Below are 26,651 nucleotides of genomic sequence, written 5' to 3'. Positions count from 1 at the left end.
CAACGAAGAAATGTGGTATACATGTACTTAAACACTTATCCCAGTACACTCTTATAAAATCTATGTTACGGATTGTTTTTTTATACTTAGAAATAAAGTTATTTTATTTTTCTGGAAATTGTATAAACAAGCCCAAATGCACTTTGCCTAAGTTTTTTCATTCTTTCTCCTATAGACTTCACAGATTTAGCACCTATAAAAGATAAAGCTAAAATTGCTCCTTTTGTAGTTATATTGACATTTCCATTTATTACTCCATCTATGAAATATATAATAGCTAACCAAGTTTTTTCATCAGAAAATACATCATAAAATAAATCCTCAAGAGCTGTTTTATCAAGCTTAAGTAAATCAGATATTTCTTTCTCAACCTCTGACCTAATTATACTTGCAACTTTTGAAGATAGCTGCTCATATTTTATTACAGGCTTTATCTTTTCTGTTAATGCGTAGCATTTTAGCTTAAGCCTATCAATCTCTTCTTGTCTTTCTTCAAGAATTTCTTTGATTACTTTTACCTTTTTTCTATCTAATGGATCTAATCTAGGCGATATCAATTGTCTAAATAACTCCCACGAAATTATGTCTCTATCTAAATTAGTATCAGTATTTAACTCCTGATTAAAAAGACTATTCCATATAGCTTCATTAGTAAGTAAAACAGGTGTAGAAACACTCATAGTTTTTAAAATATTCATCCTTAATAAATAACTTTTTACAAGTAAATACTCTAATTTCTGTTTTGTAAAAAGTTCTTCACAATACTCATATAAAGCATTCATTTCTTTTCCTTGCTCTAAATAAGCTTCTAATAATATATGACGAATTAGTTCTCCAGAAGCATTAATTGGGTTTATCATATTAAATACTGAATCAATTGTTAAATTAGTTGACTTTATTAATTCAGTTGTTTTTTCCATAGCTTCATTATTTGCAGGGTATACTGTCCATATATTTTTTAAATATTTGCCTTTTAAAGGCTCAAGAATTTCCATCACCTTATTAAAACATTTTTGCTGATATATCCATAAATCAAATACTTGATTAAATTTTGTTGACCATTTAGGATTACGGACTTTTATAAAAGATAGTATCTCATAAGATTCTTCTAGAATTACAACAGGAGGTATTGTTAAGGCTATAGGTTTCTGAAAATATAATAAAGCGGCAGCTGATAACATCTCTATATCAATTATAGGATCCGGGAACGCCACTAAAAATCTGTTCTCAATTTTTTTCACAAAAATTTCCCCCCATGTTCATTTTAGTTGTTCTAAACTCCTCCTATTTTTATTAAGCATAATTAATATCATTTTACTATCAGCATAATTATGTTAATAATACTACTTAAGTTGCTGTAATAACTAAATTGTAAATTTAAACAATACTCCTCTATAGCTGTATATATTTTTATGAATGTTTTAGTTTGCATTTTTAACAATTTATTATCTAAAACTTTAATTTTTCTTTAATCATTATGGTAAAATGCAAATACCTTTTATCACTAATTCATCTATTATTCTTTCTGTATCTCTTCTTAACTTCAAATCTCTTGGGTATAATTTACAATTACAGATTAATTCTACATTGCATTTTACATTTCCTTCTAACAAAGTGAAAATTTTACCAAACATTTAGATGTTTAATCAAATACCCGTATATAATCCTCATTTCTGTCAATACTCCTTACCAAGGGGGTATCGGACATGCCTAATATATATGTGGAATTGGGTGAAAAAATCAGAAAATATAGAAAAAAGAAAAAACTATCCACACCTGAATTAGCGAAGCGACTTAATATATCAACAGGGCTTGTTAATAATATTGAAAATGGAAGACATGATGTTTTTAAGTTAGAACTGTTATTAAAAATTTCTAAAGAATTAAATGTTTCGCTAGGAGAACTGCTACAATCAAACTATATTGATATCCGTGATTTAAGTATTCAAGAAGAACTAAAAAAAATACTAAAAGATAAAAATAATAAAACAAATGAAAAAATAGATTACATAAATCAAAAACTTAATGAAATTTTTATATTGTTTTTAGCTACAATGTCAAAGTATGACTATAATACAAAAGCAATTGATTATATCACTAATCATATCCTAGAAGAACTCAATTTTATTAAAGATCTAGATGTTATTGAAAATAAAGTCTCAACTTAGAGGCTTTATTTATTTTTTTGCTTTTCTACAAAAATGAAATTATTTTCATAAAAATGAATAATATCTGTTTTTCTGCACATTCTAATCTCAAGGAGGTATCAAAATGGCAACAAATAAGATATATCTAAGTGCTACAAGTATTAAAACTTACTTATCTTGCAAAAAAAGATTTAAGTACAAGTACCTAGATAAAATTGATATAGGAAAAACCATCTCAAATAAGTATATATCCTTTGGTAACAGTATGCATATGACTCTTGCTGACTACAACATGATTACAGATGAGTCATATAAAACTTTAGATATACTGCATGATCTACTTAGAAAAAACTGGATAAGAGAAGGATATAGTTCAATTAAAGAGGAAAAAGAATATGGTCAAATGGGATTAGAGCTTCTTACTCAGTACTATAAAAACCCAAAGGATATAGGCAGCAAGAATTTAATAATAGAACAAATGATTTATAAGGAAATGGACCACTATATCCTCTGTGGAAAGCTAGATAAAGTATATATTAGAAAAGATGGTATTGTTGAAGTTCTGGATTATAAAACTGGGAAAACAATATATCCAATAGATAAAATTCAACTGCCAGTATATTTAATTCTAGCCAAAGAAAAACTTGGGTACTTCCCTAAGTCAGTTAGCTTATACTACCTTTATGAAAATAAAAAAATTACGAAAGACCTTACTGATGATTTGATTGAAAAAGCTACTGAGTTTATATACAAACTTTGCGACCATATATGTACTGAAACTAATTTTAAAGCTACTCCCAATAGCTACTGCAACTCTAATTGTGAATATTACAAAATCTGTGAAGACACTAAAAATCATAATTTAATCGTGTTAAATTCCCTAGAAGAATTTAAAAGTAAAAATAAGTTGAATACTGTTTTTTAATGTAAGAATATACAAAATCTTAGCCAAACGACTCAAATGCCATTTTAAACTTCTAACCATTTCTTATAACGGTATAATAAAAAATTGTTTGTAATTTTTTAAATTAAAACACTTTCCATTTAACACAAAAAGATATAACAAAATCTTCAATTTAAATAAATCAAGGATGATTTTGTTGAAATTCATTATGGAAATTATATTCATAATATCTACAATATTAACAAGGAATATAATTTCCTATGAATTATAAATACAACCGTATATTAGTATATTTAAGGAGGAGCTAATTATGAAAGATAAAATGAAAATAACTAACATAAAAATTAAATATAAAGATGATAAAGAAGCTAAAGTAAGATTCATTAACTTTTTAGTAGAATATTTCCTTGAAAAAGAAATATTCAGCAAGAAAGGAGGCGATACATAATAAGTGACAAATGCAAATTTAAATTGCAAAAATGCTACTATTAAGGATAAAGAAAATGAAAAATACGATCCATATAGATATGCTGCTATATATGCAAGAAAATCTATTAAAAACTCAAATTATTCCCTTGAATATCAAATTGAAGTATGTAGTAAAAAGATTAAAGATGAAAATCTAATACTCTATAAAGTCTATCAGGAAGAAGTATCTGGAAATAAAAGTTATCTTGAAAGAAAAGAATTTGTAAATCTACTTAATGATCTTTATGCTGGAATGTTTAAAACTGTAGTAGTCATTAGGATGGATAGATTATCAAGAAGGATAGATGATTTTCTAAGAATACAAAGTATATTTAAAAAACATGATATACGAACAATTTATGTAAATGAAAGTGAGCTTAATATCTTTGATAAAAGCTATATGTCAAAATTTATCCGAAATATAATAATGTCAGTCAGTACTTTTGAACCTGATAATATATCAGAAAAAACAAAAGCTGGTAAAAAGAAAAAAAGAGAAAGAGGAGAATATTCTCACGGCAAATATGTACCTTATGGCTTAAAATACATCAAAGAAAATAAATCCTATATTATTAACGAAGCTGAAGCAGAAAACATAAAAAAAATATTTGAAATCTATTATGAAAATATAGATAGAATTGGTAAAAAAGATAATAATGGAAAAACATTTACAAAAAATAGTTTAGTTAAATTAATAGAAGAAGAAATAAAAATAGATAACAGAAACATCACTCAAAAATTTATAGAATCAATAATTAAAAGACCAATTTATGCTAAAAAATTGCCAATAGATTCTAATATTAAACTAAAGGATATGTTTTATTATGATGTAAAAAGAAATAAATATGATCTTAATGAAAAAGATTTAATAGAATGTACTAACATAAATAAAGCAATAATTGATATAGATTTCTGGAAAAAAGTAGTTGTAAAAACATTAGTTAAAGAAATAAAAGGCAAAAGAGAAGCCCCCGAATATCTTTTTAAAAAACTCCTATATTGTGGCATCTGTAATAAAAGATTAAAAAAATTCATAGGTAACGAATATTATACATGCAATAAAGGCTGTACAAAACTTACTCAAGATGAGATATTAAAAATGTTAATACCAAAACTAATACATGATTGCAATAACGAAAATATAAAAAATAAAATTAAAGCTGAAATCAAAAGATTAGAAAAAGAAATAAATAATAAAAAGAAAAATATCGCAAATACAAATGCTAAAATTAGAGAAAAAATTCATTTGCTAATAAATAACCCTAATAATAAAGGTTTACATGATGAGTTAAAAAAATTAAATGACGAAAAAATTGCATGCAATAAAGAAATATCAACGTTAGGTCGATTATTAAGAGAACTCATTTACAGATATGAAAACCTAAATATTTTTAAATTTGAAATGAGTAATATCGATGACGAAGATATTAAATTTTTCATAGAAAGATGGAGAGAACTACATGAGCTATTATCAAATCTAGTTCATAAGGTGGTGATCAATAAATCTAATAAAAATGGCTACTCAATCGAAACCATATACACAGAAAAATAACCTTGCTGTATGTTATCTAAGAGTTTCAACTAAAAAACAAAAAGATAAAGGAAATTCTATAGATGTTCAAAGAGAATATGCTAATAAATATTGTGAAGAAAACAATCTCCAAATCATCAAATATTTTGAAGAAACAAAATCAGCTTCAAAAACACAAATCGAAGAATTTGATTATTCAAGCAATTTATATGATTCTCTTAAAGATAGACCTGAACTTAAAGAAATCATGAAAATGGCTAAATTAAAGAAATTCAGTCACCTAATAATATTCAGCAGAGATAGGCTCGCCAGGAATTTTGAACTCTTTGTAGCATTAAGATTTTTCTTTGAAAAATGTGGTGTTAAAATACACTATACCAAGCAAGGTGAAAATCTACTTTCTGAAAACGAACGACTCTGTAAACTATTTGAATTGATTTTAGGAAGTATAGCTGAACTTGAATCAAGTCTCATTTCTTCAAGAGTAAAATCAGGTCTTGTGCAAAGTATTAAAAACAAAAACTGGGTAAGTTATCATACTCCCTATGGATATGTATTAAAAAGCAACGGTTCAAAGGGAAAAACATTAAAACCTTCAAATATCCAGAAGGAATACGTTAAAGAAATTTTCAATTTATATAATAATCATGGATATAGTTACAAAAAAATAGCCAAAGAACTTAATAAAAAAGATAAACATGGACATCATTGGACTGAAGATAAAATCGAAAGAATTATTAAAAATGAAACATATATAGGATATATAGTTTGGAACAGACGTAGTAAAACAAATAATAAAAACATCATTAGGTCACCTATTATTGAAGGTGCAAATATAATTACTGACCAAGATTGGCATATTTCTAAAAAGCTTAGATATGTTAAAAGTAAAGCTAAAGATCCTAAATATTACAATACTCCATTTCTTTTAAGGGATAAATTAATTTGTGGTCACTGTAATACATTCATGAAGCCTAAAAACTATGGTAAAGATAAATATGGAAATGAAAGACCAAGCGTCTACAAATGCGAAACTAAAGATGGAAGACAATCTCATTTCATTGTAAAACAAACTATTATTGAAAATATATTTGTTGAAGAGTTTTCTAAAATATTGAATTCAGACATAGTAAATAATCTTTATAACCGATACTGTGAAGTAATCAATAAAAAATTGCAGGATGTTAATAGTCAGCTAAATGATTTAGATGGAGAAATCCATGAAATCAAAAGTAAATTAAGTAAACTAGAAGAAATGATATCCAATGAAACTTTTAAAGATTTAATTGAAATTCTTGATACCGAAAAACGTGAACTAAATAATGAATTGAATATATTATGCGAATTCAAATCAAAGCTTGAATATAAAGAAGATATGCTTAATCAGCAAATAAGAGAATTTTGCAATGTTGGGAAAAAAGAAAAATTAATTGATAAAATAAAAAATTCAATTAATAAGTTTATAAAGGTAGATTTTCCTCAATTAGAAACAACTCAAAAAAGAATTATAATTGATATGCTGATAGACTCTGTTATTATTAAAAAGGATAATTCTAAAAATGGTTCTATAGAAAGTATGGAAATTATATTTAAAGCTCCAATTAATGACTTATAGTCTTACCCCCTAAAAAATAGGGGGATTTTTTTGTCGAAGATTATAAGTATAAAATTAATAGGCAATATACCATGCGTAGTATACTACGCACGGCATATTGCCTATTTAAAATGAAAAAAATTTTATTCCTAATTAAAATTTAATATTTTCAATTTTAAGTACTACTTCCCTTATTGAAAATTTTTTTGAATTTTAATTTGAAAACCTATTTTATTTTTGAAAACTACAAAATTGTATATGCTCAACTAGTCATAAAAGTTAGCATTTTCAAATATTCTGTAATATAAATAAAATAGGAAGTGATATAATGGTGAATATAAGACATTATTCTGAGAAAGAAATAAATATAATAAAAGAGTGCGTATCTAAAGGAATGAATCCACATCAAATAAAAGAAAAATTAAAAGATGAAGCAAAAAACAAAACTGAAAAAATCTACAACTATCACACTATAGTATCCAAAATAGAGACTGAACTTGAAAAAAAGTGGGATCCTAAAAATAAAATTTATATAGACACATCTAAGAAGGAAAGTAAAATAGATTCTCCTCAAAATACTGATTTAAATAAAAATGATAATAATTCCAAGGAGAATGACTCTGAAAATACTCGAGAGACTATCACAAATTCCAGTTCAAATGAAGATAAAAACGATGCAGTTCAATTAAATTTATTTAATACCTCAATACAACAGAAAGATACCGAAGTAAACATGAATAATGATAAATGTAAAAAGAATGATGGAAAAGCTCAACACGAAAAGACTAACAATGATATTACTTTAAAGGGAATCCTAAATTACTTAGAAACTATATATGAAAATATAAATGATTTGAATAGAAAAATTAATAAAATACAAAAATCATTAGACTTGATTAAAAAAGATAATCCATATAAAAAGCTTGATATCTTAAGTAATGAGTTGATAACTATTTACGCTAGTGAGAAAAGAAAGAAATCTGTTAATATTAATTCTAAAATTCTAGATAAAACTCTAGAAGTAATGAAAGACAAATTAAATATAAAAAACAACAAATCCCTTGCTATTAATACTGCTTTACTTATAGCTCTTTATCAAAGTAACTTAGATAAATTAGATGATGAAAACATTACTTCTAAATAAATTATTTAATACTAAAAGAAAGCATAACTTCTTTACTACAAAAGAAGTTATGCTTTCTTGCTAACATATTTAAATTTATGATCCTTTAATTTCAGTTGCATTTTTATTAATTTCTTTTTAGTCTCCTAAACGATTTAACTGAAATTAACTAATTTATGAAGTAAAAAGTTACTATATTTTAACCAATAGTATTATCATAAATTATTTTTTTTAAGTCAAATATGGTATTAGTAAAACTATCTAATCTTACAGTTCTAACTTCTATAAATTTCTTTTCAGAAGTATTTTTTATCCTCCATATTGGATAATCTTTATCTGTATAAACTCTAGGATAAAGTAAGATACATCTACTCGCTTCATTATAAGATGTAATATAAGCATACATTTGATATATATCACTCTGTTGTACTTTGTCAACATGTTTCCACTTAGTGTCAATAATCACTTTTGCTGACCTCTTATTATTAAATTTTGTTTTATATAGAACTATATCTGGTTTTAATTTAATATTATTTCTTTCATTGTTAACATTAATCAAAAGATATTTTACATTATCTTGAATAGAAGTATATTCTCCATCATTACTCCAAATCTCATTCACTAATTTAGCAATATACATTTCAAACAAAGTATTCATTTCAAAAAGGAAAGAAAAACTCTGATTTAATCCAACATTACTACTAAAAGTTAAATTAGAAAGAATAAATTTTGCTATCAGATAAGGAATTTTAAACCTTTCATTTTGTCTATCAAAAATTATTTTATTTAGCTTATCAGAGTTAATAACTATATCATCAACATCTTTAAAATAAGATTGTAAAATTTTTATATCTTTTTTCAAATCTATATTATTTATATTGGTAACTAGTAACTTTATTGTTTTTTTAAATACTTGATTCAAGAAATTATTAATTGTAAATTTACTATATTCACAGAAAGCTTTATATTTCTTAGAATAATTATATCTAATTTGGTTTTTTATTATTATTCTACCTTTAAGTTTGTTTAGATTATCCTGGACCTTAATATATTCATAATGTAAACCTTTGTTAATCCCTCTTTGAAGCTCATTTATAAAAAAATGTGCAAATAATTCTATCAAATTATATTTATTATAGTTCTGAAATGAATTATAGCTTAAACTAACAGGAAAATAGCCTACTTTCGATAACATAAACATCAACATATTTCTATCTTTAGTTAAATCATGTATATTATTATCTAAAGAAAGTTTAGGTAATATTTCTAAATAAACTGAAGGAAGTTGTATAAAGCCAACATAATTAATAAATCTTAATTTATTTAATCCTATTTGAACTATTTTATCTATTTCATAATTATTATCAAGATAATTTATAAGATCTTCATATTCTTCTTTTGTTATGCTACCTTCTTTATTGCTATCAATTGTTATCCAATCATAGCTTTCTCTTATGATTATTTTTTTGAGCCTACTCATAGATTTTTTTCAGCTCCTTAACACCAAAAGAATCCTTGATATTATATTGAACTCTCGATTGATATTTAGATGCTAAGCTACTATTATTAAATAATTCATCAATATCAATATTACTTTTATAAACTATATAATCGTCATCAGAGTTTTTTCCAATACCACCTAAAACCAGTCCGATTTTTTCCCAATCATCATAGAAGTATTCTTTTAACAATGGTATAATCTTATTTCTAAATACTTCTATTAACTCTTCTACAGTCTCAATATTCATAAAATACGCATGCCCTATGGTGTGATCTCTATCATATAAAAATTCTATCCTACTATTAATTTTTTCTAGCATTGCTACTAAATCAATATCTTCTATAGGTTCTAACAAGTTAGGATTAGGCATTATTTCTTCAAATATAAATCTTCTTCTAAGAGCAATATCTAATAAAGCTATGGATCTATCAGCAGTATTCATTGTACCAATAATATAAAGATTAGGTGGTAAAACAAATTTTTCTTTTGAATATGGTAACGTAACAGTAATTTGATTTGTTTCACATAATCGTTTATCTTCTTCTAATAGAGTTATTAGTTCTCCAAATATATTAGATATATTTCCTCTATTTATCTCATCAATAATTAGAACAAATTTATTAGCTTTCTTAAAATCAAATTTTGTTTTGTCATTAATATTCTTTCTTACCTCTTCTTTAATACTTTCATATGTTAAATCTATTTTTTTATTCTTATCAATTAATGCTGAATACATTGCTCTATATGAAATTTCTTTTAATATACCATCTTGAGGTTGAAAACCTCCTTTGTCATCTGATTTTAAACCTTCAACAAAATCCTCATAAGAATATGTTTGATGGAAAGTACAAAAACCTATCTGCCCTTCGCTTATAAGCTCATTAAAAATATCAATTACTTTAGCTCTAGATTCACTATCATCAGAAGTAATAATATCTGAATACATCTCACTATCAATAATTTCAAGAGCTTTATTCATAACGATATATGTTTTTCCTGTACCTGGAGGACCATAAAGAATTATATTTTTATTAAGTCTTTTTTTAGTCCTATTAATTGTTATAATATCTTCTTCCATTGGAGTATCTATTTTATTAAAAAATTGCTTAATTGCTTCTATATTTGTTACTTTATTTATTGTTTTTTTATATCTAGTATAATTTAAATATTCAACTTGACTTTTATCTATCCAATTTACAGGTAAAGTATGACCAAGCTCAGTGTCAAACCTGTACCCTTCATCAAAAGACTTTTCAACTTTACCTATAGCAGATATTTTTATAACAGACTGTTTTCTATTTTTTTCTGTCATAATAGTATATGTAGATTTCAAAGCAACAAAATCCCCTTCTTTAATTTTTATAAACTCTAATAATGCGTCTTTTGCACTCTTTGTATTAGCATTTTCCTTAATATATACCTTTACATCTTTTAAATCTTTAGTAATATATTCACTTAAGTCTGTATTTAAAAAACCTATTCCAACTACACCTTTATTTATAAATTCTTCTAATTTAGAATCATTCTCCCCATATATATATTCTATCAACCAATATGATTCATTAGGTTTAAAATGATAATTATTCCAAACAAATGCCCCAAGTTCGTAATATGACCATTCATTAAATGGAGAATATTTTCTTAATTCTTTTGTTATGTAGTAATTAAGAACAACTGAATTATCAGAATTAATTTGTACTATATTTTGTAATTGCAAGTTTTTTGCTAATGGTATTAAACATTCTGGCGTGAAAACATTTAAAAACTTCTCAGGTACATAAATAAGTAATATTTTTTGTAAAACCATATTCCAAATTGGTACTTCTAAATTTTGTAATTCCTCTATTTTGTCTTCTTTTGCCAAAATAATCGCTTTATATATCTTAGACTTTAAATTTTTAAATTGTTTTTCTAATTCTTCTCCTTTTAAAATACGTTTATTTTTTCCAGTACCTGTAACATAATTTCCGTCACTTGACCTGTAAATGCCAAATTTAGCTGCATTGCCACCACCAATTCCTGCTAAAATATTTTTAAACTCTAACCAATAAATGAAACAATCTTTTGATGAAGTGTCAGCATATTCTTCTATAGACATCTCGAGCAATCTGTCAAGCGGAAATCTCTTTACAAATGCCTTTCTATCTTCTTCATTTTTCTCAATTACTTCTTTAGAAATATTCATAGCAGATGCAATCTTAATCATTTCATCAATTTTCATTTTTAATCCTCCTTTTTCTATTTCTTATTTGTTTTAATTTCTATATGTGTCAAATTATACCTTCATTTTGTTTAAAAATATAAATAAATTTTTATTAGTAATAGTTACTAAATATAATTTTAAAAATAGAACTTAAAACAAAATCACATATACAAAACTTTGAATTCTAATACTTTCTTTATGTATTTTAGCTATTAAAAATTATTGCATAGCTTTTTAAAAGTAATTAAAGTAATTTTAAACAACGTATAATATTATAAGTCTAAGTAGAATAACTTCACTATCAATTTTTAACACGTTACCACAATTGTAAAATTTAAAAATAATAATTAAATTAAATCCCTCTAACATCAACTTTCTTTAGTGAACATTAGTACTTCTACAATCAAGTTTCTAATAAAAAATCTAATATGTTTTTTGTATTTAGTTAGTAAGAATTATCAAAAAATTAATTTGTACTAATATACTATAAATTACATATATCTTCATTCCTTTTATTATTAGAATCTTCAAGTATTCTTTTATAAATTAATTTTCTTTGCTTTATACCAACACCATTAATCCTATCTATAACAATACTCGCTATCGCTTTTGCTATCATTTCTTGTAATATTTCTTCACCTGGAGTATTAACGATAACTTCAATTTCTTGATTTTTCATTTCATCTCCCCCTCTAATGAATCATATTAGAGAGTTTGTTTGTCCTATTCCCTTTGCTTATTTTAATAACCAACCAATATATAAGCTTGTCTATTGTCATACGTTAAAACAAATTTGCATTTAATGTAATATCAACCATTATATCTATTTACATATAAACATTACCTTAAATAATTACATTCTAATTTTCATATCATAAATATGAAAATATGTTCATTGAGGTGAAATAATTGTCTATTATCGCTATATACTCCAGGAAATCTAAATATACAGATAAAGGAGAATCTATTAAAAACCAAATAGAACTCTGTAAAGAATATGCAGAAAAACACTTCAATGTAGACAAGTTTCTAATATATGAAGATGAAGGATATTCTGGAGGACATGCTGACCGACCTAAATTTCAAAAAATGCTTAAAGATATTTCAAAGAAAAAATTTGATATCCTTATATGCTATCGACTTGACCGTATCAGTAGGAATATAACAAACTTCTCTAACCTCATTGAACTTCTTCAGAAAAACAATATAGATTTTGTATCAATCCGTGAGCAGTTTGATACATCAACTCCCATGGGTAGAGCAATGATGTATATAACTTCAGTATTTGCTCAACTTGAAAGAGAAACAATAGCAGAAAGGATTAGAGATAATATGCATCAGTTAGCAAGAACAGGAAGATGGTTAGGAGGCAAAACTCCTACAGGTTTTAAAAGTCAACCTATATACGTTGATGACAAAAAAATAGGTAAAAAGAAAATGTATAAACTATCCCCTATATCGAAAGAATTAGAGCTAGTTAAAACTCTTTATTATAAATTCCTTGAGCTTGGTTCTCTTACCCAACTTGAAAGCTGGACTTTAGAAAATAATATAAAAACAAGAAATGGTAAATATTTCGATAAAAGCATATTAAAAGTAATACTGACTAATCCAGTTTATGTAATAGCCGATGAGCTAATATATGAATATTTCCAAGAAAATAATTCTGATATAGCTAGTAACAAAGAAGAATTTGATGGTATTCATGGATTAATGGTTTTCAACAAACATAATGAAAAAAGAAATAGAGTTATAAAAAATGATAAATCTAAATGGATAGTTGCAGTAGGAAAACACAAAGGTACTATTCCTTCTCAAGACTGGATAAGAGTACAAAATTTATTAGAAAAAAACCGAGAAAAAGCTCCTAAAGCAGGAAAAGGAAAGATAGGACTTATTACTAATTTATTAAGGTGTAAAAACTGTGGATCTAAAATGAGAATAACAGTTTCCAGAAGAAAAAATTCAACCTATTATTACTATAAATGTTTACTTAAAGAAAGGTCTAAGGGGTCTAAATGTAACATAAAAAACTTAAATGGAAGTTTAGCTGATGAATACGTAATAAACGAAATTAAAAAAATTAGCTATAAAGAAAGTGATATATATAAATACCTTTATGAGATGAAAGAAAAGTTAAATAAAAAATCAAATAATCAAGATTCTGAAAAAGAATTGCTTGAAAAGGAATTACTAGAATACAAAAAAGCAATTAATAATTTAACATTACAATTATCTCGAAATCAAGATTCTAAAGCTGCTAAATACATAATTAAGCAGATAGAAGAATTTGATAACAAAATTGTTGATATTAAAACAAAATTAGAAAACCTAGATGAAAACAAAGAAATAACGGAACTAGAAAAAAACAATATTGACATAATACTAAAATTAATAAAAGATTTCTCTAATAATGTAGATAAACTTGACTTTGAAGAAAAAAAGAAGTTTCTAAATCAAATAATAGATAAGATTTGGTGGGATGGTAGAAAATTAGAAATAAATATAGTAGGTTATAACCAAGGGCAGTAATGCCCTTTTCTGTCTTTTTGTACACATAGCAGAAGCTATATCTATAGCAGACAGAGTTGTAGTATTATCTAAAAGGCCAGCAACAATTAAAGATATAGTTAATATTGAATTAACCTGCCCAGATGGTATTAGAACACCTATGCGAAGTAGAGAAGCTCCTGAATTTAGGTACTACTTCAATAAAATATGGAAGGAGCTGGATGTTCATGTCTAAAGAGCATGAAGAATATATCAAAAAACTTAGAAAGAAAAAAATAACTATTAAAATTACTCAAATTGCAATAATAATTGTTTGCATGTTTTTATGGGAGATTTCAGCCCGACTAGGCTGGATAGATACATTCCTTACAAGTTATCCATCTGAAATCTGGAATTTGTTTATAAAGCTTTTGAAAGATGGTTCTCTATTTGAACATATAGGAATTTCTGTTATGGAAAATGTATTTGGTTTTACTATCGGAACTATTCTAGGTATTTTAGTAGCTATACTTCTATGGTGGTCGGATTTCATTTCAAAAGTATTAGACCCATATCTTGTAGTATTAAATAGTCTACCTAAAACCGCATTAGCACCAATTTTAATACTTTGGGTTGGTGCTGGATATACTGGTATTATAGCAACTGCAATTGCTGTATCTATTATCATAACTATCATGAATGTATATAACGGCTTTAAAGAAGTAGATGAGGATAAAATAAGAATGCTAAAAACCTTTGGTGCAACTAAATTCCAAATATTAACAAAAGTCATAATACCTGCAAGTGTACCTACAATGATTAGTGCTTTAAAGATTAACATTGGTCTATCTTGGGTCGGAGTTATTGTTGGAGAATTCTTAGTATCAAAAGCAGGTATCGGCTATTTAATTGTATATGGTTTTCAAGTGTTTAAATTAGATTTAGTGATGATAAATGTATTTATTTTAGCAATACTCGCTGCTGTAATGTATCAAGGAGTTGCTTTTATTGAGAATAAATTCATGAAATGGAAACAATAAATAATAAGTCTAATTTATTTCTATATTGCTGTAAATATTCAGCATATTTTTTTCTATAATACAAAGAATAAATATAAAGATTTAGTTAGAAGTCATATTTTATTAGAAAAAAATAAAGGTCAGGGATAATCCTGGCCTTCTTAAATTCTTATAATCCAGAGGTGTAAAATATGAAAGAACCAAAAAACAATAATTTACAAGCTCCCAAACCTGTTGAATTGAAAAATATAGCTGAAATAAAAGAACAAATGGGGACATTATACACTGATGTAACACCAGAAGGATACACAAATATTACAAGTGGAGAAAATACAATGCCTTATACTCATACTTCTTCCACTATAAACGGTAACTTTTATATGAACTATCCAGAACTATTTAACTTTAACTACGAAATTTCTACTGTTCATCCATTTAGATATAAAAAATAACAAAATCTTTGATTAAAATAAAGCATAAAAGCAACCAAAATTTGGTTGCTTTAAATTACTTTAAAATCTTTCTTAATAGCTTAATCTTACCTTTATATGGAGGATATCTAAGAGGGATATCTATCAAATTAGACTTTTTTAAAACACTTTTCTTATGTGAAAAATTATCAAAGCTCGCTTTGCCGTGATAGCTACCCATACCACTATTACCAACACCACCAAAAGGAAGATAAGGTGTAGCTAGGTGTACTATAGTATCATTTATACATCCTCCACCAAATGAAATCTCTTTTATTACACGTTCCTGCTTTTCTTTATCATTTGAAAAATAATATAAAGCTAAAGGCTTAGGATGTATATTAATAGTTTTTATTACTTCATCTAATTCTTCAAACACTAATACAGGTAAAATAGGTCCAAATATCTCTTCCTGCATTACAGAAGCTTCCCAAGTTATATTATCTATTATTGTCGGTGCAATATATAGTTTTTCTTCGTCAAAATCTCCACCATATAATATATTTCCATCTTTCAAAAACTTTTTTAATCTATTAAAGTGTGTTATATTAATAATTCTTGTATAATCTACACTTTTTAGAGGATTTTCTCCAAAAAATTCTTTTATAAAATTAACAGCACTTTTTATAAAACGGTTTTTTATATTCTTGTGAAGATATAGATAATCAGGCGCTACACAAGTCTGTCCAGCATTTAAAAACTTACCCCATACAATTCTCTTTGCTGCTAAATCTACATCTGTATCTTCATCTACTATACATGGACTTTTTCCACCTAGTTCTAGCGTAACAGGTGTTAAATGCTTTGAAGCAGCTTCCATTACAATTTTGCCTACATTAACACTGCCTGTAAAGAAAATATAATCAAACTTTTCCTTAAGAAGGGCCTTATTTACTTCAATTCCACCTTCAACTACAGCTATAAATTCTTCTTCAAAGTTATCCGAAATAATTTTAGAAATTACCTTAGAAGTATTTGGTGCATATTCAGAAGGCTTTATAATAGAACAATTTCCTGCAGAAATAGATCCTATAAGTGGAGCCATCACTAGCTGGAACGGATAATTCCAAGGAGCAATAATTAAAGCTATGCCATAAGGTTCTGAATAAATGTAACTTTTTGATATGAATTGAGTTATAGGAGTTTTTACCCTTTTAGGCTTAGCCCAAGATTTTAAATTCTTCATAATATACCTTATTTCATCTAATACAATTCCTATCTCTGTTTCATAACCTTCAAAATCGGATTTATTCAAATCTTCTTTTAAAGCTTTTAAAATTAAACCTTCATTTTCTATTATTGCCCTTCTTAATACCTTTAGCTTATTAATTCTAAAACTAACATCTAAAGTAATACCCTTTCTAAAATATTCTTTCTGTTTATCGATTAATTTTTTAATTTCATCCATACTAAATTCCCCTATTCTATTAAAAATTTTTATATATTAATATACACATTACCCATAAAAAAGTAAATTAATCTTCTTAAAACTGATTGAAGGATTTACTCATATTTTGTCGAATATTTCTATTATATACCACTTAAATTGTTAGGAGGATTAAATTGAAAAATTTAAAGCTAAAAACAAAAATTATTCTTATAATTATCACACTAGTATTCTTATCTTCAGCAACATCTGGATTAATTTCTTATTTTAATCAGAAAGATACTATTTTGCATGAATTAGAAGATACTAGCAGTAACCTATCTAACATTTTATCAAAACAAATTGAAACATTTCTAAGTGAAAAAATTAAATTATTAGAATCAATTTCTAATCTTGAGGGGATTATTTCTTTAGACAGAGACTCACAAACCAAAATATTAAAAGCCATACAAACCAAACAAAATGACTTTTCTTTACTATTTGTAACCAATTTAAAAGGTTATCAAATAGCAAGGTCTGATGGTAAAACTATTTATTCAGATTTATCTAAACGTCAGTACATAAAAGATGTAAAAGAAAAAAAGAAAACAGTAGTAAGTAATGTCTTGATCTCAAAAACTACTGGCAAACCAGCTTTAGTAATTGCAACTCCTGTTTTTGATAGTAACAATAAAATGATTGCTATATTAGGTGGTACAGTTGATTTAAGTTGTATTGAAAGGTTTAGAAAAGAGACAACTATTGGCAAAGCAGGTTTCAGTTTTGTTGTAGATTCTGAGGGTAAAATACTTGCTCATCCAAATAAAAAAATAGTCGAGGAAAGGAAATCATATTCTGATATAGCTCCTGTAAAAGAAGTTCTTAAAAATAAAACTGGAACTATAACATATGAAATTGATGGTATAAAATACTATGGTTCATATAAACCTGTGCCTATTCTTAATGGAGGCGTAATAGTTCAACAGCCATTTAAAGAAGCTCTTGCTCCACTTAACAAAGCTAGATTATTTACTTTTATAATAACATTAATAATTATTTTAGCTGCATCAGCAATTGGATACATATTCTCCTTAAGTATAACAAGATCGATAGCAAAATTGGTTGCTTTTGCTAATAAGTTATCAGAAGGAGATTTAACTCAAAATATAGATATAAAAAGCAAAGACGAAATAGGAAAATTAGCTTTAGCCTTTAAAGAGATGAATAATAACCTTAAAAATCTATTAAAAAATATCAATATAGCTTCTGAAAAAGTTAATAAATCAGCGTTAAATCTTTCAGAATCTTCATCTCAGGTTAGTAAAATATCAGAACAAATAGCTATAGCAATTGATGAACTTGCTTCTGGTAGCAGTGAACAAGCTACTAGTATTCAAAATACATCTAATTCTGTTAATGAAATATTGAAATCTATTGAAACTATTTCTGATAAATCGATAGAATCTGCTAAACTATCAAATGAATCCAAATTATTAGCTGATCGTGGAATTGAAATAATTAATGACCAAAATAGTAAACTTAAACAGAGTGCTGAGTCAATTAGAAAGGTTTCTAATTCAATAGAAAACCTAAATAAGAAATCTGAAAAAATTAGTCAGATAACAAATCTTATAAGCTCTATTTCAGAACAGACAAATTTACTAGCTTTAAATGCTTCTATAGAAGCAGCTAGAGCAGGTGAAGCTGGACGTGGATTCAGTGTTGTTGCTGACGAAATAAGAAAACTAGCAGAACAATCTCAAGACTCTGTTGAACAAATAAACAGTATATTAACAGATATGATCAAAGATATAAAAAATGTTGTATCAGATACAAGAAATACGTTGGAAGTTTTCAAAGAGCAAGAAAGCCTTAGCCAAAATACAACTGATGCATTTTATCAAATTTCTGATTCTATAAATAAAATATTGCATCAAGTTAATGATATAGCTGAAGCTATTGAAATGGTTAAAAATGAAACTAATAATATGGTAGATGAAATCCAAAGTATATCAGCCGTTTCAGAAGAATCAGCTGCAAGTGCTGAAGAAGTAGCAGCTTCAACAGAGGAGCAAACAGCTTCAATTCAGCAGATATCTGCTGCAGCTCAAGAATTAGCTGAACTTTCCGTTAATCTTGAAGAAGAAGTAAGAAAATTTAAGTTTTAAAAAAGAATGGCTTTTTAGCCATTCTTTTTTAAAATCTTATTTTTACTTCATCAAATAAACCTTTTATCTTTTTTACAACTTCTAATAACTCTTGCCTTGAATAAGGTGTAAATCTTCCTTGTCCAGCTAATACCGTTTCTCTATCCCTAAAATTCTGGATAATATATCTTCTGGCTCCACTGATATTTCTTGAAATCTCTATAATATCATCTTGGTCTAATAATTCTCTGCATACAGTAGTCCTAAACTCATAATCTATATTGCTATTTTTAATCAATTTAATACTTTCCTGTATTGAATTAATATCCACCATTACATCAGTTACACTACTATATTTAAATAAAGGAGCTTTAACATCCATTGCTATATAATCTATTAGCCTTAAGTCTAAAAGCTTTTCAATTACATCAGGATTAGTTCCATTCGTATCAAGTTTTACAAGGTATCCTATATCCTTTACTTTTCTTATGAAGCTTACTAATCCTTTCTGTAAAGTCGGTTCTCCACCTGATATACATACTGCATCTACCATTTTCTTTCTATTTTTCAAAAACTCTAATATATCTCTTTCTAAAATAAATTCTCCTTCGTTTTTGACAAGTAAAGAATTATGACAAAATGGACATCTAAAATTACATCCTCCTGTAAATAATACGGTGCAAATTTTGTCTGGGTAATCAATAAAAGAAGATTTTTGTAGTCCTTTAAAATTCATAACAGCACCCTCTATAATTATTGTCATTGGTCGTTCGTCATTCACTATTTGCCAATTTAAAAACGGAAAATATAAGTTTTTATAAAACTTTTCACATTATCCACTAATCGCAATTAAAGAATTTTCATCTTTAGACCTATCGTTTAGTATACTATATTCCGTATCAAATTCTAACCTATCTTTATATTCCTCTTTTTTACCCTTGTTCCATGATTGAACTGGACGGTGAAAACCAACAACTCTAGTCCATACCTCAGCTTCTTTTCCACATTCTGGACAGTTAAAATGTTCTCCACTTATATAACCATGTTCAGGACAAATACTATATGTCGGTGTTACTGTAAAATAAGGTATTTTACTATTTTCAAACACTTTCTTAATTAAAGCCTTAACCACCTCAACACTATCTATTTCTTCGCCTATAAAACCATGAAAAACTGTTCCTCCTGTATATAAGCTCTGCAGCTTATCTTGCAAACTAACAGCTTCAAAAATATCTTTTGTATGGCCTACAGGAAGTTGAGTTGAATTTGTGTAGTACGGTTCTTTATCTCCTTGAGTAAATATCTTTGGATAAAGCTTTTTATCCATTCTTGCAAATCTATATGATGCACTTTCAGCAGGTGAAGCTTCTAAATTCCATAAGCTTCCCGTTTCTTCCTGAAAAATTTGAATTACTTTATTCATAAATTCCATTATTTCGATTGCAAATTCATTTCCCTCTTCAGTTGTAATATCTTTACCAAATAAGTTGACACAAGCTTCATTCATTCCATTAAGTCCTATTGTACTAAAATGATTTTTAAAATATTCTCCTTCTGCATCTTTAATACCTTGTAAATAGAATTTAGAATATGGATATAATCCAGCTTCCATATAGCCTTCTAATACTTTCCTCTTTGTTTCACATATCTCTTTGGCTAATTCCATTAGCTCTCTAACTCTTCTTTTGAACTCTTCCTTATTCTTTGATAAATAACCTATTCTAGCCATATTTAATGTCACTACATTTATAGAACCTGTCAGAGGGTTAGCTCCAAATAATCCACCGCCTCTTCTTCTTAATTCACGATTATCTAATCTAAGTCTACAACACATACTTCTAACATCTTCAGGTGACATTTCACTATTTATGAAATTAGCAAAATAAGGAGTACCAAACTTTCTAGTCATCTCCATAATTAAGTTTGCAACCTCAGAATCCCATGGAAAATCCTTGGTTATATTTATTGTAGGTATTGGGAAACTGAAACTTCTTCCAGCGCCGTCTCCTTCCATCATAACTTCGCAAAGTGCTTTATTAAACATATCCATTTCTTTTTGGAATTCTCCATAAGTTTTTTCCATGCGTTTACCACCAATTACAACAGGTAAATTTTTAAGCATAGGATGAGGTGTGATGTCTAAAGTTATATTTGTAAATGGTGTCTGAAAACCTACTCTAGTTGGTATATTTAAGTTAAAAACAAAACTCTGTACAATTTTTTTAACCTGCTCATAAGTTAATCCATCATAGTAAATAAATGGTGCAACGTAAGTATCAAGTGAGCTTATAGCTTGTGCTCCAGCAGCTTCCCCTTGTAAAGTATACAGCCAGTTCACTATCTGTCCTAGAAAAGATTGGAAATGTTTTGCAGGCTTAGACTCAATCTTTCCAGATGCACCTTTAAAACCATGAATTAATAATGCCTCAAGATCCCAACCACAGCAATATGGAGCTAATAGTCCTAAATCATGTATATGTAAATCCCCGTTAATATGAGCATCTCTTAATTCTTTTCTATAAATTTTATTGAGCCAATATTTCTTAGTTATAGATTCAACAATATGATTATTCAGCCCCTGTAAACTAAACCCCATATTTGCATTTTCATTAATTCTCCAGTCTTCTAAAGATACATACTCTTCAATCATCTTTTCCGCATCCATGAAAAGATTTTTAACATCTCTTAATTCCTCATGTTTTTTCCTATATAATATGTACGCTTTAGCTGTTTTAGCATGCCCTTCTTCTATAAGCACTTTCTCAACAATATCTTGTATGTTCTCAACAGTAGGTACCCCAGCACCAAAAGCTTCTTCCAATATATTAGCTGTCATCTCAGCTAATCTTCTTGCCTCTTTCCTATCATCTCCCCCTACAGCTTTTGCAGCAGCAAAAATTGCATTTTCAATTTTTTGAATGTCAAAATCAACAATGTTTCCGTTCCGTTTCTGTACTCGAGCTACCAAGTAATCAACCCCTTTATATTGTGGTGTATCTTTAATTAATACATATATATAGTATATATACATATACCATTTTAAAATAATAACTATTTTTTTTCAATCCGACTTTAAACTTATATTTATAAATAAATGAAGTTAGTAAAACAGAACTATACTTTTCTTTATTTGTTCTTACCTATCCTTATATAATCATTTCATCATACAACCATTTCGTGAAAAAAACAAACCCCTAAGCAAAATTACTGCTTAGGGATTATCAGATTATAATTTTTTTTGCTTTATCTTTGTCCCCTCTTTAATCTCCTTGCCTGGTGATAATATTACTAAGTCACCTTCTTTTAGACCAGAAATAACTTCTACAACATCATCATTCTTAAGTCCTAAATTAACCTTTCTTAATTTTGCTGTATCCTGTTCAACTACATAAACATAATCTTCTCCCTCAAAGTCAAAAACTGTACTCTCTGGAACAACTATTACATTTTGTCTTTTATCTACAACAAATTTTACATCTACTTCATATCCAACTTTTAAAGTCGGTATTTTTGACAATAAATCTATATCAACCTTTACTCTTTTTTGTTCTATACCTAAGTCAGATATTTTACTAAATGCTTTCGGATATATTCTTTTTACTTTTCCAGATCCGTTTATATTAAGTTCATCGCTATAAACAATAACCTGAGTATCTTTATTTATTTTATCTATTTCATCTACTAACACATCAGCCTGTAAATAAATGTTTTCATTATCTCCTATCTCCAATACAGGAGTTCCTATCTGTAAATAATCTCCTTCTTTAATATTCAAGTCTAATATCATCCCATCAACTGGTGATTTAATAAAATAATCATCTCTTGTTCTATATAATTTATCTATTTGATACTCTAACTCTTTAATTTGAGCTAGATATTGTTCTTTAATATTAGAAGATGCCCCTTTTTTTATTTGCTCAAGCTCATTTTCAGCTATTTGTAATGATTCTTTCTGTAAATTCAAATTATCGAGAGCAGTTTTATATTGGTCAAAACTTATAGCACCACTTTCATATAACTTTTTGCTATTCTCATAATTTCTATTAGCTTCATCTAATAAAATTTTTTCCAAGCGCACTTTAGCTTCAGCTTGATTTATTAGTTCCTTATCTGGTCCTTTTACAGCTTCTTTATATGTTGCTTTTAAAGCTTTAAGTTTAGCTTCTAAACTTTTAATTTCAAGATCTATATTATCAGTATTAATTATTACTAATGTATCACCTTTTTTAACTCTATCTCCTACTTCAACCTTAATTTCATCAACATCACCCATCATTTTTGAATATATCATTCTATCGCTCTCAGACTTAACTTGTGCTGTTTCATCAATATATTCAACAACATCACCTTTACTTACTTTGTATACTTCTGCTTCTATAGCCTTTCCTACTGAGTTAGCAATAGCAAAAGCAGAAATAGCTAATACAATTACTACACCTATTATTAAACCCTTTTTCTTCATTTCAAGACCCCCTCTATGAAATTCTATTTTTCAATGCTTCGATAAAATCTAATCTGTTAATTTTCCTTAGAGTAAATAATTGTGCTAACGTAACAAATAGCATTGTCAATAAAATAGCTTCTATATATGTCAATAATGAAGTTTGAACATCCATAGTATACATTTCTGTACTATATACATTTTCTAATATCCTTATCATATATTGACCTATTGGCAATCCTATTATTATTCCCAAAATCGTCATAAGCATATTTTCTCTTGAAATCATATTATAAATATCTCTTTTAGAAAATCCCATTACTCTAAGTGATGAAAACTCTAATCTTCTTTCATTTATGCTCATCACAGTTGAATTGTATACTATAGCAAAACCTAAAACTCCACCAAAAAGTGTCATTAAACCAACTGAATACATGGTTAAATCTAAAAACTGTTTAAAAACATCTTTCATATCTTGTAAAGATTGAATAGATGTAATATTACTCATATTCTCTAGCTTCCTCTTTACATTATCATCTGAATTGAAATATACACCTGTTATCATGTTATCATCTACTAGTTTTTCTTCCATTTCATTTATATTCATATACCCATTTATACCGAGTGATTGCTTTATTATGCCTGAAACACGTAAATATACATCTTCTTTGTCTGGAATAAAGTTCTTTATTTTTACCTTATCTCCAACTTCTACCCCCAAATACTTAGCTAATCCTTCAGTTAAGAAAATACCTCTATCTTTTAAAGAAATAACCTCATCATCAATATCAGTAAATTTATAAAATCTAGTATCTTTTTGAAGCCCAATTATGTTTACTACTTTACTTTTGTGTCCATATTCGATTTCAAACGGATATTCTATTTTGGGCTCAATATGGTCTACCTTTATAATGTTTTTTATATCTTTTATAACCTTTTTATTTAATGGCTTACTAAAACTTATATTATACTCCATTTTCTGAAATTCACCATAATGTGTATTGAACATCGATATAAAAGCATCTTTAGCACTTAAAGGTAAAAATGTCACACTATAAGTAAGAGCAATACCTAAAGTTATAAAAACAAATCTTTTCTTATTTCTGAATATATTTCTTAACACCATTTTCCATGTAAATGTCAATCTACTCCAGAGTACAGTTATTCTATCAATAAAAATTCTACCGCCAGATTTTGGTGGTTCTGGCCTCATAGATTCTGCTGGAAAAATTTTTAGAACTTTTCTTCCTCCCCATAATCCTGCTATGATACAAAAAATCATTGAAATAACAACCGCTGATACCATATATTTGTAATAAAAATTCATCTTAAGCATTGGTATATTAAAAAATTTAATATACATCTTAGCCATATATCCTGAAAGTATAGTTCCTATAATGACACCAAATACAGCACCAATAAAGCCTACCAATAATGAATATTTTGTATAGTGCAGTATTAACTGAATATTGGTATATCCTAGAGCCTTCAGAACTCCTATTGACGTTCTTTCTGCCCTTACCATTCTTGTCAACATTACAGCCATAATTATTGCAGCTACCCCTAAAAATATTAAAGGAACCGTACTTGAAGATTGTCTTAAGCCCTTAATCTCTTCAGAAACAGCCCAATTACTTAGCTGTTCATCTTTTGTTATGATTCTTTTTACCCCATATTTATCTAATTCATTCTCTATTTTTTTCTTTAAACTGCTTATATTTGCTCCCTTTTTTGCTTTTATTATTATTTCGTTATAGTTTCCTCTAAAGCCAAAGCTATCTTGTGCAAATTCTTTAGTTACATATATCACTCCAAATTTATCTGGCGAAGGTAAAAAACTCTGTTCATTTTCCATTAAATAAATATATTCAGGACTGCTTACTACGCCCTTCACAGATAAATTATAAGTTTTACCTGATATTTGTGGCTTTAAGATATCTCCTAATTCGATTTTTCGAGCATCTGCAAATTGCTTTATCACTAAACAGTCTTTATATTTATTATCAATATTTTCTCCTCTCATCATATAAAGTAAATTGATTCCATTAAAATCACTTGGCTTGGAAATTATCCTAACCTTTACTTTTTCATCTTTATCTTTTACCTTTATAGGTACATCAAATACTATCCTTCCTTCTGCAAATTCAATGTCATTCATCTTTTTAAGTTTTTCAATAGCTTTTTCTGGTACTTTAACTACCTGTACATATAAGTCCGCAAAATTAGTTATATCATAGTAATAATTTATGGTACTTTCTAAATTTACTGCTGCCATGCTTAGAGCTGTATATACTGTAAGTCCAACAATAATAACTAAAGTTACAGCAATAAACTGCCCTTTTGAATTTTTAATGCTTCTTAAAAGCTTTAAGTTAAGTCTTTTCATTACCATTCAATCCTTTCAGGTTCAACTGGATTAGGATTAACTTTATTTTCTAAAATTTTTCCACTTCTCATTCTTATTACTCTATCAGCCATGTTAGCAATCGGTGAGTTGTGAGTTATAACTATAACTGTCTTTTTATAAGTTTTATTAACTTTATTTAATAGTGAAAGAATTGATATTCCTGTTTTGAAATCTAATGCACCTGTTGGCTCATCACATAATAAAATTAATGGATTTTTAGCAACTGCTCTTGCAATTGCAACTCTTTGTTGTTCTCCTCCACTCATTTGTGATGGAAAATGATTTTTCCTATCTCCAAGGCCTACATCATCTAATATTTGGTCAATATCTAAAGGTCTACTACAGATTTCTGTAGCTAATTCAACATTCTCTTTAGCTGTTAAATTAGACATTAAATTATAAAATTGAAACACAAAGCCTATTTTCTCTCTTCTGTATTCAGTCAACTGTTTCTCATTAAAACTAGTAATCTCTACTTCTCTTAAGAAAACTTCACCTTCTGTCGGCTTATCCATCCCCCCCAGTATGTTTAATAGAGTACTTTTACCCGAACCACTTGGACCTAAAATTACTACAAATTCTCCCTCATAAATATCGAAAGATACATCCTGAAGGGCTTTTACTTGAACTTCTCCCATTTGATAAAACTTGCTCAAATTTCTTACTTTCATAATTATTTCATTATGCATTCTCTCACCCCTTTACCTATTTTCGTATGAATATATATTCATATATTCATATAAATTGTATACCCATTTTTTTATAAATACAACTATATTTTAAATCTATATCAGAATAACAGGAAAAGAAAGTAAAAGCTGAAAGATTATCCTCTCAGCT

Annotated in this window: 20 protein-coding genes; 10 read left to right on the top strand and 10 right to left on the bottom strand. The window is 27.3% G+C overall.

Going from position 1 to position 26,651, the window contains the following annotated elements; genetic code table 11:
• Nucleotides 1–98 precede the first annotated feature (98 nt).
• Complete coding sequence (locus TR13x_RS03895; RefSeq protein WP_054870591.1) at nt 99–1,241, bottom strand: hypothetical protein; 1,143 nt, start codon at nt 1,239–1,241, stop codon at nt 99–101.
• 465 nt (nt 1,242–1,706) lie between these two features.
• On the opposite strand from TR13x_RS03895, the gene TR13x_RS03890 reads away from it, so the two are divergent.
• The 6 genes from TR13x_RS03890 (at nt 1,707) to TR13x_RS03870 (ending at nt 7,788) form a co-directional block, all read left to right on the top strand.
• Entirely contained in the window at nt 1,707–2,168 is a 462-nt protein-coding gene (locus TR13x_RS03890; RefSeq protein WP_054870590.1) for a helix-turn-helix domain-containing protein, read from the top strand.
• 103 nt (nt 2,169–2,271) lie between these two features.
• Complete coding sequence (locus TR13x_RS03885; RefSeq protein ID WP_054870589.1) at nt 2,272–3,072, top strand: PD-(D/E)XK nuclease family protein; 801 nt, start codon at nt 2,272–2,274, stop codon at nt 3,070–3,072.
• 289 nt (nt 3,073–3,361) lie between these two features.
• The gene (locus TR13x_RS11120; RefSeq protein WP_161802924.1) at nt 3,362–3,499 is read left to right on the top strand and encodes a hypothetical protein; all 138 of its coding nucleotides are present in this window, start codon (nt 3,362–3,364) and stop codon (nt 3,497–3,499) included.
• Nucleotides 3,500–3,502: 3 nt separating this feature from the next.
• A complete protein-coding gene (locus tag TR13x_RS03880) occupies nt 3,503–5,071 on the top strand; it encodes a recombinase family protein (protein ID WP_054870588.1) in 1,569 nt (522 codons plus the stop codon).
• Nucleotides 5,034–6,665: a recombinase family protein gene (locus tag TR13x_RS03875; protein WP_054870587.1), complete on the top strand. Its 1,632-nt coding sequence runs from the start codon at nt 5,034–5,036 to the stop codon at nt 6,663–6,665. Before TR13x_RS03880 ends, TR13x_RS03875 begins: the two co-directional genes overlap by 38 nt.
• A gap of 307 nt (nt 6,666–6,972) precedes the next feature.
• On the top strand, nt 6,973–7,788 hold the full coding sequence (locus TR13x_RS03870; protein ID WP_054870586.1) for a hypothetical protein: 816 nt from the start codon (nt 6,973–6,975) through the stop codon (nt 7,786–7,788).
• A gap of 178 nt (nt 7,789–7,966) precedes the next feature.
• Here the strand turns inward: TR13x_RS03870 and TR13x_RS03865 are convergent, their stop codons facing one another.
• From TR13x_RS03865 to TR13x_RS03855, 3 genes are all read right to left on the bottom strand, one after another.
• Nucleotides 7,967–9,247 (bottom strand): McrC family protein, encoded by a 1,281-nt coding sequence (locus TR13x_RS03865; protein ID WP_054870585.1) that lies wholly within the window; start codon nt 9,245–9,247, stop codon nt 7,967–7,969.
• Nucleotides 9,240–11,489, bottom strand: a complete 2,250-nt coding sequence (locus TR13x_RS03860; RefSeq protein WP_054870584.1) for an McrB family protein — start codon at nt 11,487–11,489, stop codon at nt 9,240–9,242. The genes TR13x_RS03865 and TR13x_RS03860 overlap by 8 nt, the downstream gene beginning before the upstream one ends.
• 466 nt (nt 11,490–11,955) lie before the next feature.
• Entirely contained in the window at nt 11,956–12,150 is a 195-nt protein-coding gene (locus TR13x_RS03855; protein ID WP_054870583.1) for a hypothetical protein, read from the bottom strand.
• 230 nt (nt 12,151–12,380) lie between these two features.
• Here TR13x_RS03855 and TR13x_RS03850 point away from each other — a divergent pair, with 230 nt between their 5' ends.
• The 3 genes from TR13x_RS03850 (at nt 12,381) to TR13x_RS03840 (ending at nt 15,432) form a co-directional block, all read left to right on the top strand.
• Nucleotides 12,381–14,003, top strand: a complete 1,623-nt coding sequence (locus TR13x_RS03850; RefSeq protein WP_054870582.1) for a recombinase family protein — start codon at nt 12,381–12,383, stop codon at nt 14,001–14,003.
• Nucleotides 14,004–14,203: 200 nt separating this feature from the next.
• Entirely contained in the window at nt 14,204–15,001 is a 798-nt protein-coding gene (locus TR13x_RS03845; RefSeq protein WP_054870581.1) for an ABC transporter permease, read from the top strand.
• A 170-nt stretch (nt 15,002–15,171) separates the two neighbouring features.
• Nucleotides 15,172–15,432: a hypothetical protein gene (locus tag TR13x_RS03840; RefSeq protein ID WP_054870580.1), complete on the top strand. Its 261-nt coding sequence runs from the start codon at nt 15,172–15,174 to the stop codon at nt 15,430–15,432.
• Between the two features lie 55 nt (nt 15,433–15,487).
• Here TR13x_RS03840 and TR13x_RS03835 read toward each other — a convergent pair whose 3' ends face one another.
• On the bottom strand, nt 15,488–16,873 hold the full coding sequence (locus TR13x_RS03835) for an aldehyde dehydrogenase (RefSeq protein WP_369813264.1): 1,386 nt from the start codon (nt 16,871–16,873) through the stop codon (nt 15,488–15,490).
• A 140-nt stretch (nt 16,874–17,013) separates the two neighbouring features.
• Here TR13x_RS03835 and TR13x_RS03830 point away from each other — a divergent pair, with 140 nt between their 5' ends.
• Nucleotides 17,014–18,984 (top strand): methyl-accepting chemotaxis protein, encoded by a 1,971-nt coding sequence (locus TR13x_RS03830; RefSeq protein ID WP_054870578.1) that lies wholly within the window; start codon nt 17,014–17,016, stop codon nt 18,982–18,984.
• Between the two features lie 28 nt (nt 18,985–19,012).
• On the opposite strand, the gene TR13x_RS03825 is transcribed toward TR13x_RS03830, so the two are convergent.
• The 5 genes from TR13x_RS03825 to TR13x_RS03805 all read right to left on the bottom strand — a co-directional run bounded on the left by TR13x_RS03825 (nt 19,013) and on the right by TR13x_RS03805 (nt 26,500).
• On the bottom strand, nt 19,013–19,699 hold the full coding sequence (locus tag TR13x_RS03825; protein WP_054870577.1) for an anaerobic ribonucleoside-triphosphate reductase activating protein: 687 nt from the start codon (nt 19,697–19,699) through the stop codon (nt 19,013–19,015).
• 96 nt (nt 19,700–19,795) lie between these two features.
• Nucleotides 19,796–21,931 (bottom strand): ribonucleoside triphosphate reductase, encoded by a 2,136-nt coding sequence (locus TR13x_RS03820; RefSeq protein ID WP_054870576.1) that lies wholly within the window; start codon nt 21,929–21,931, stop codon nt 19,796–19,798.
• A 258-nt stretch (nt 21,932–22,189) separates the two neighbouring features.
• The gene (locus TR13x_RS03815) at nt 22,190–23,425 is read right to left on the bottom strand and encodes an efflux RND transporter periplasmic adaptor subunit (protein WP_054870575.1); all 1,236 of its coding nucleotides are present in this window, start codon (nt 23,423–23,425) and stop codon (nt 22,190–22,192) included.
• Nucleotides 23,426–23,438: 13 nt separating this feature from the next.
• A complete protein-coding gene (locus tag TR13x_RS03810; protein WP_054870574.1) occupies nt 23,439–25,790 on the bottom strand; it encodes an ABC transporter permease in 2,352 nt (783 codons plus the stop codon).
• Nucleotides 25,790–26,500, bottom strand: coding sequence for an ABC transporter ATP-binding protein (locus TR13x_RS03805; protein ID WP_054870573.1), 711 nt, complete (start codon nt 26,498–26,500; stop codon nt 25,790–25,792). Before TR13x_RS03805 ends, TR13x_RS03810 begins: the two co-directional genes overlap by 1 nt.
• Nucleotides 26,501–26,651: the final 151 nt, after the last annotated feature.

The sequence above is a fragment of the Caloranaerobacter sp. TR13 genome (assembly GCF_001316435.1).
GTDB lineage: Bacteria > Bacillota > Clostridia > Tissierellales > Thermohalobacteraceae > Caloranaerobacter.
Note: the sequence above shows the minus strand (reverse complement) of the source record. Positions and strands in the feature narration are given on the sequence as shown.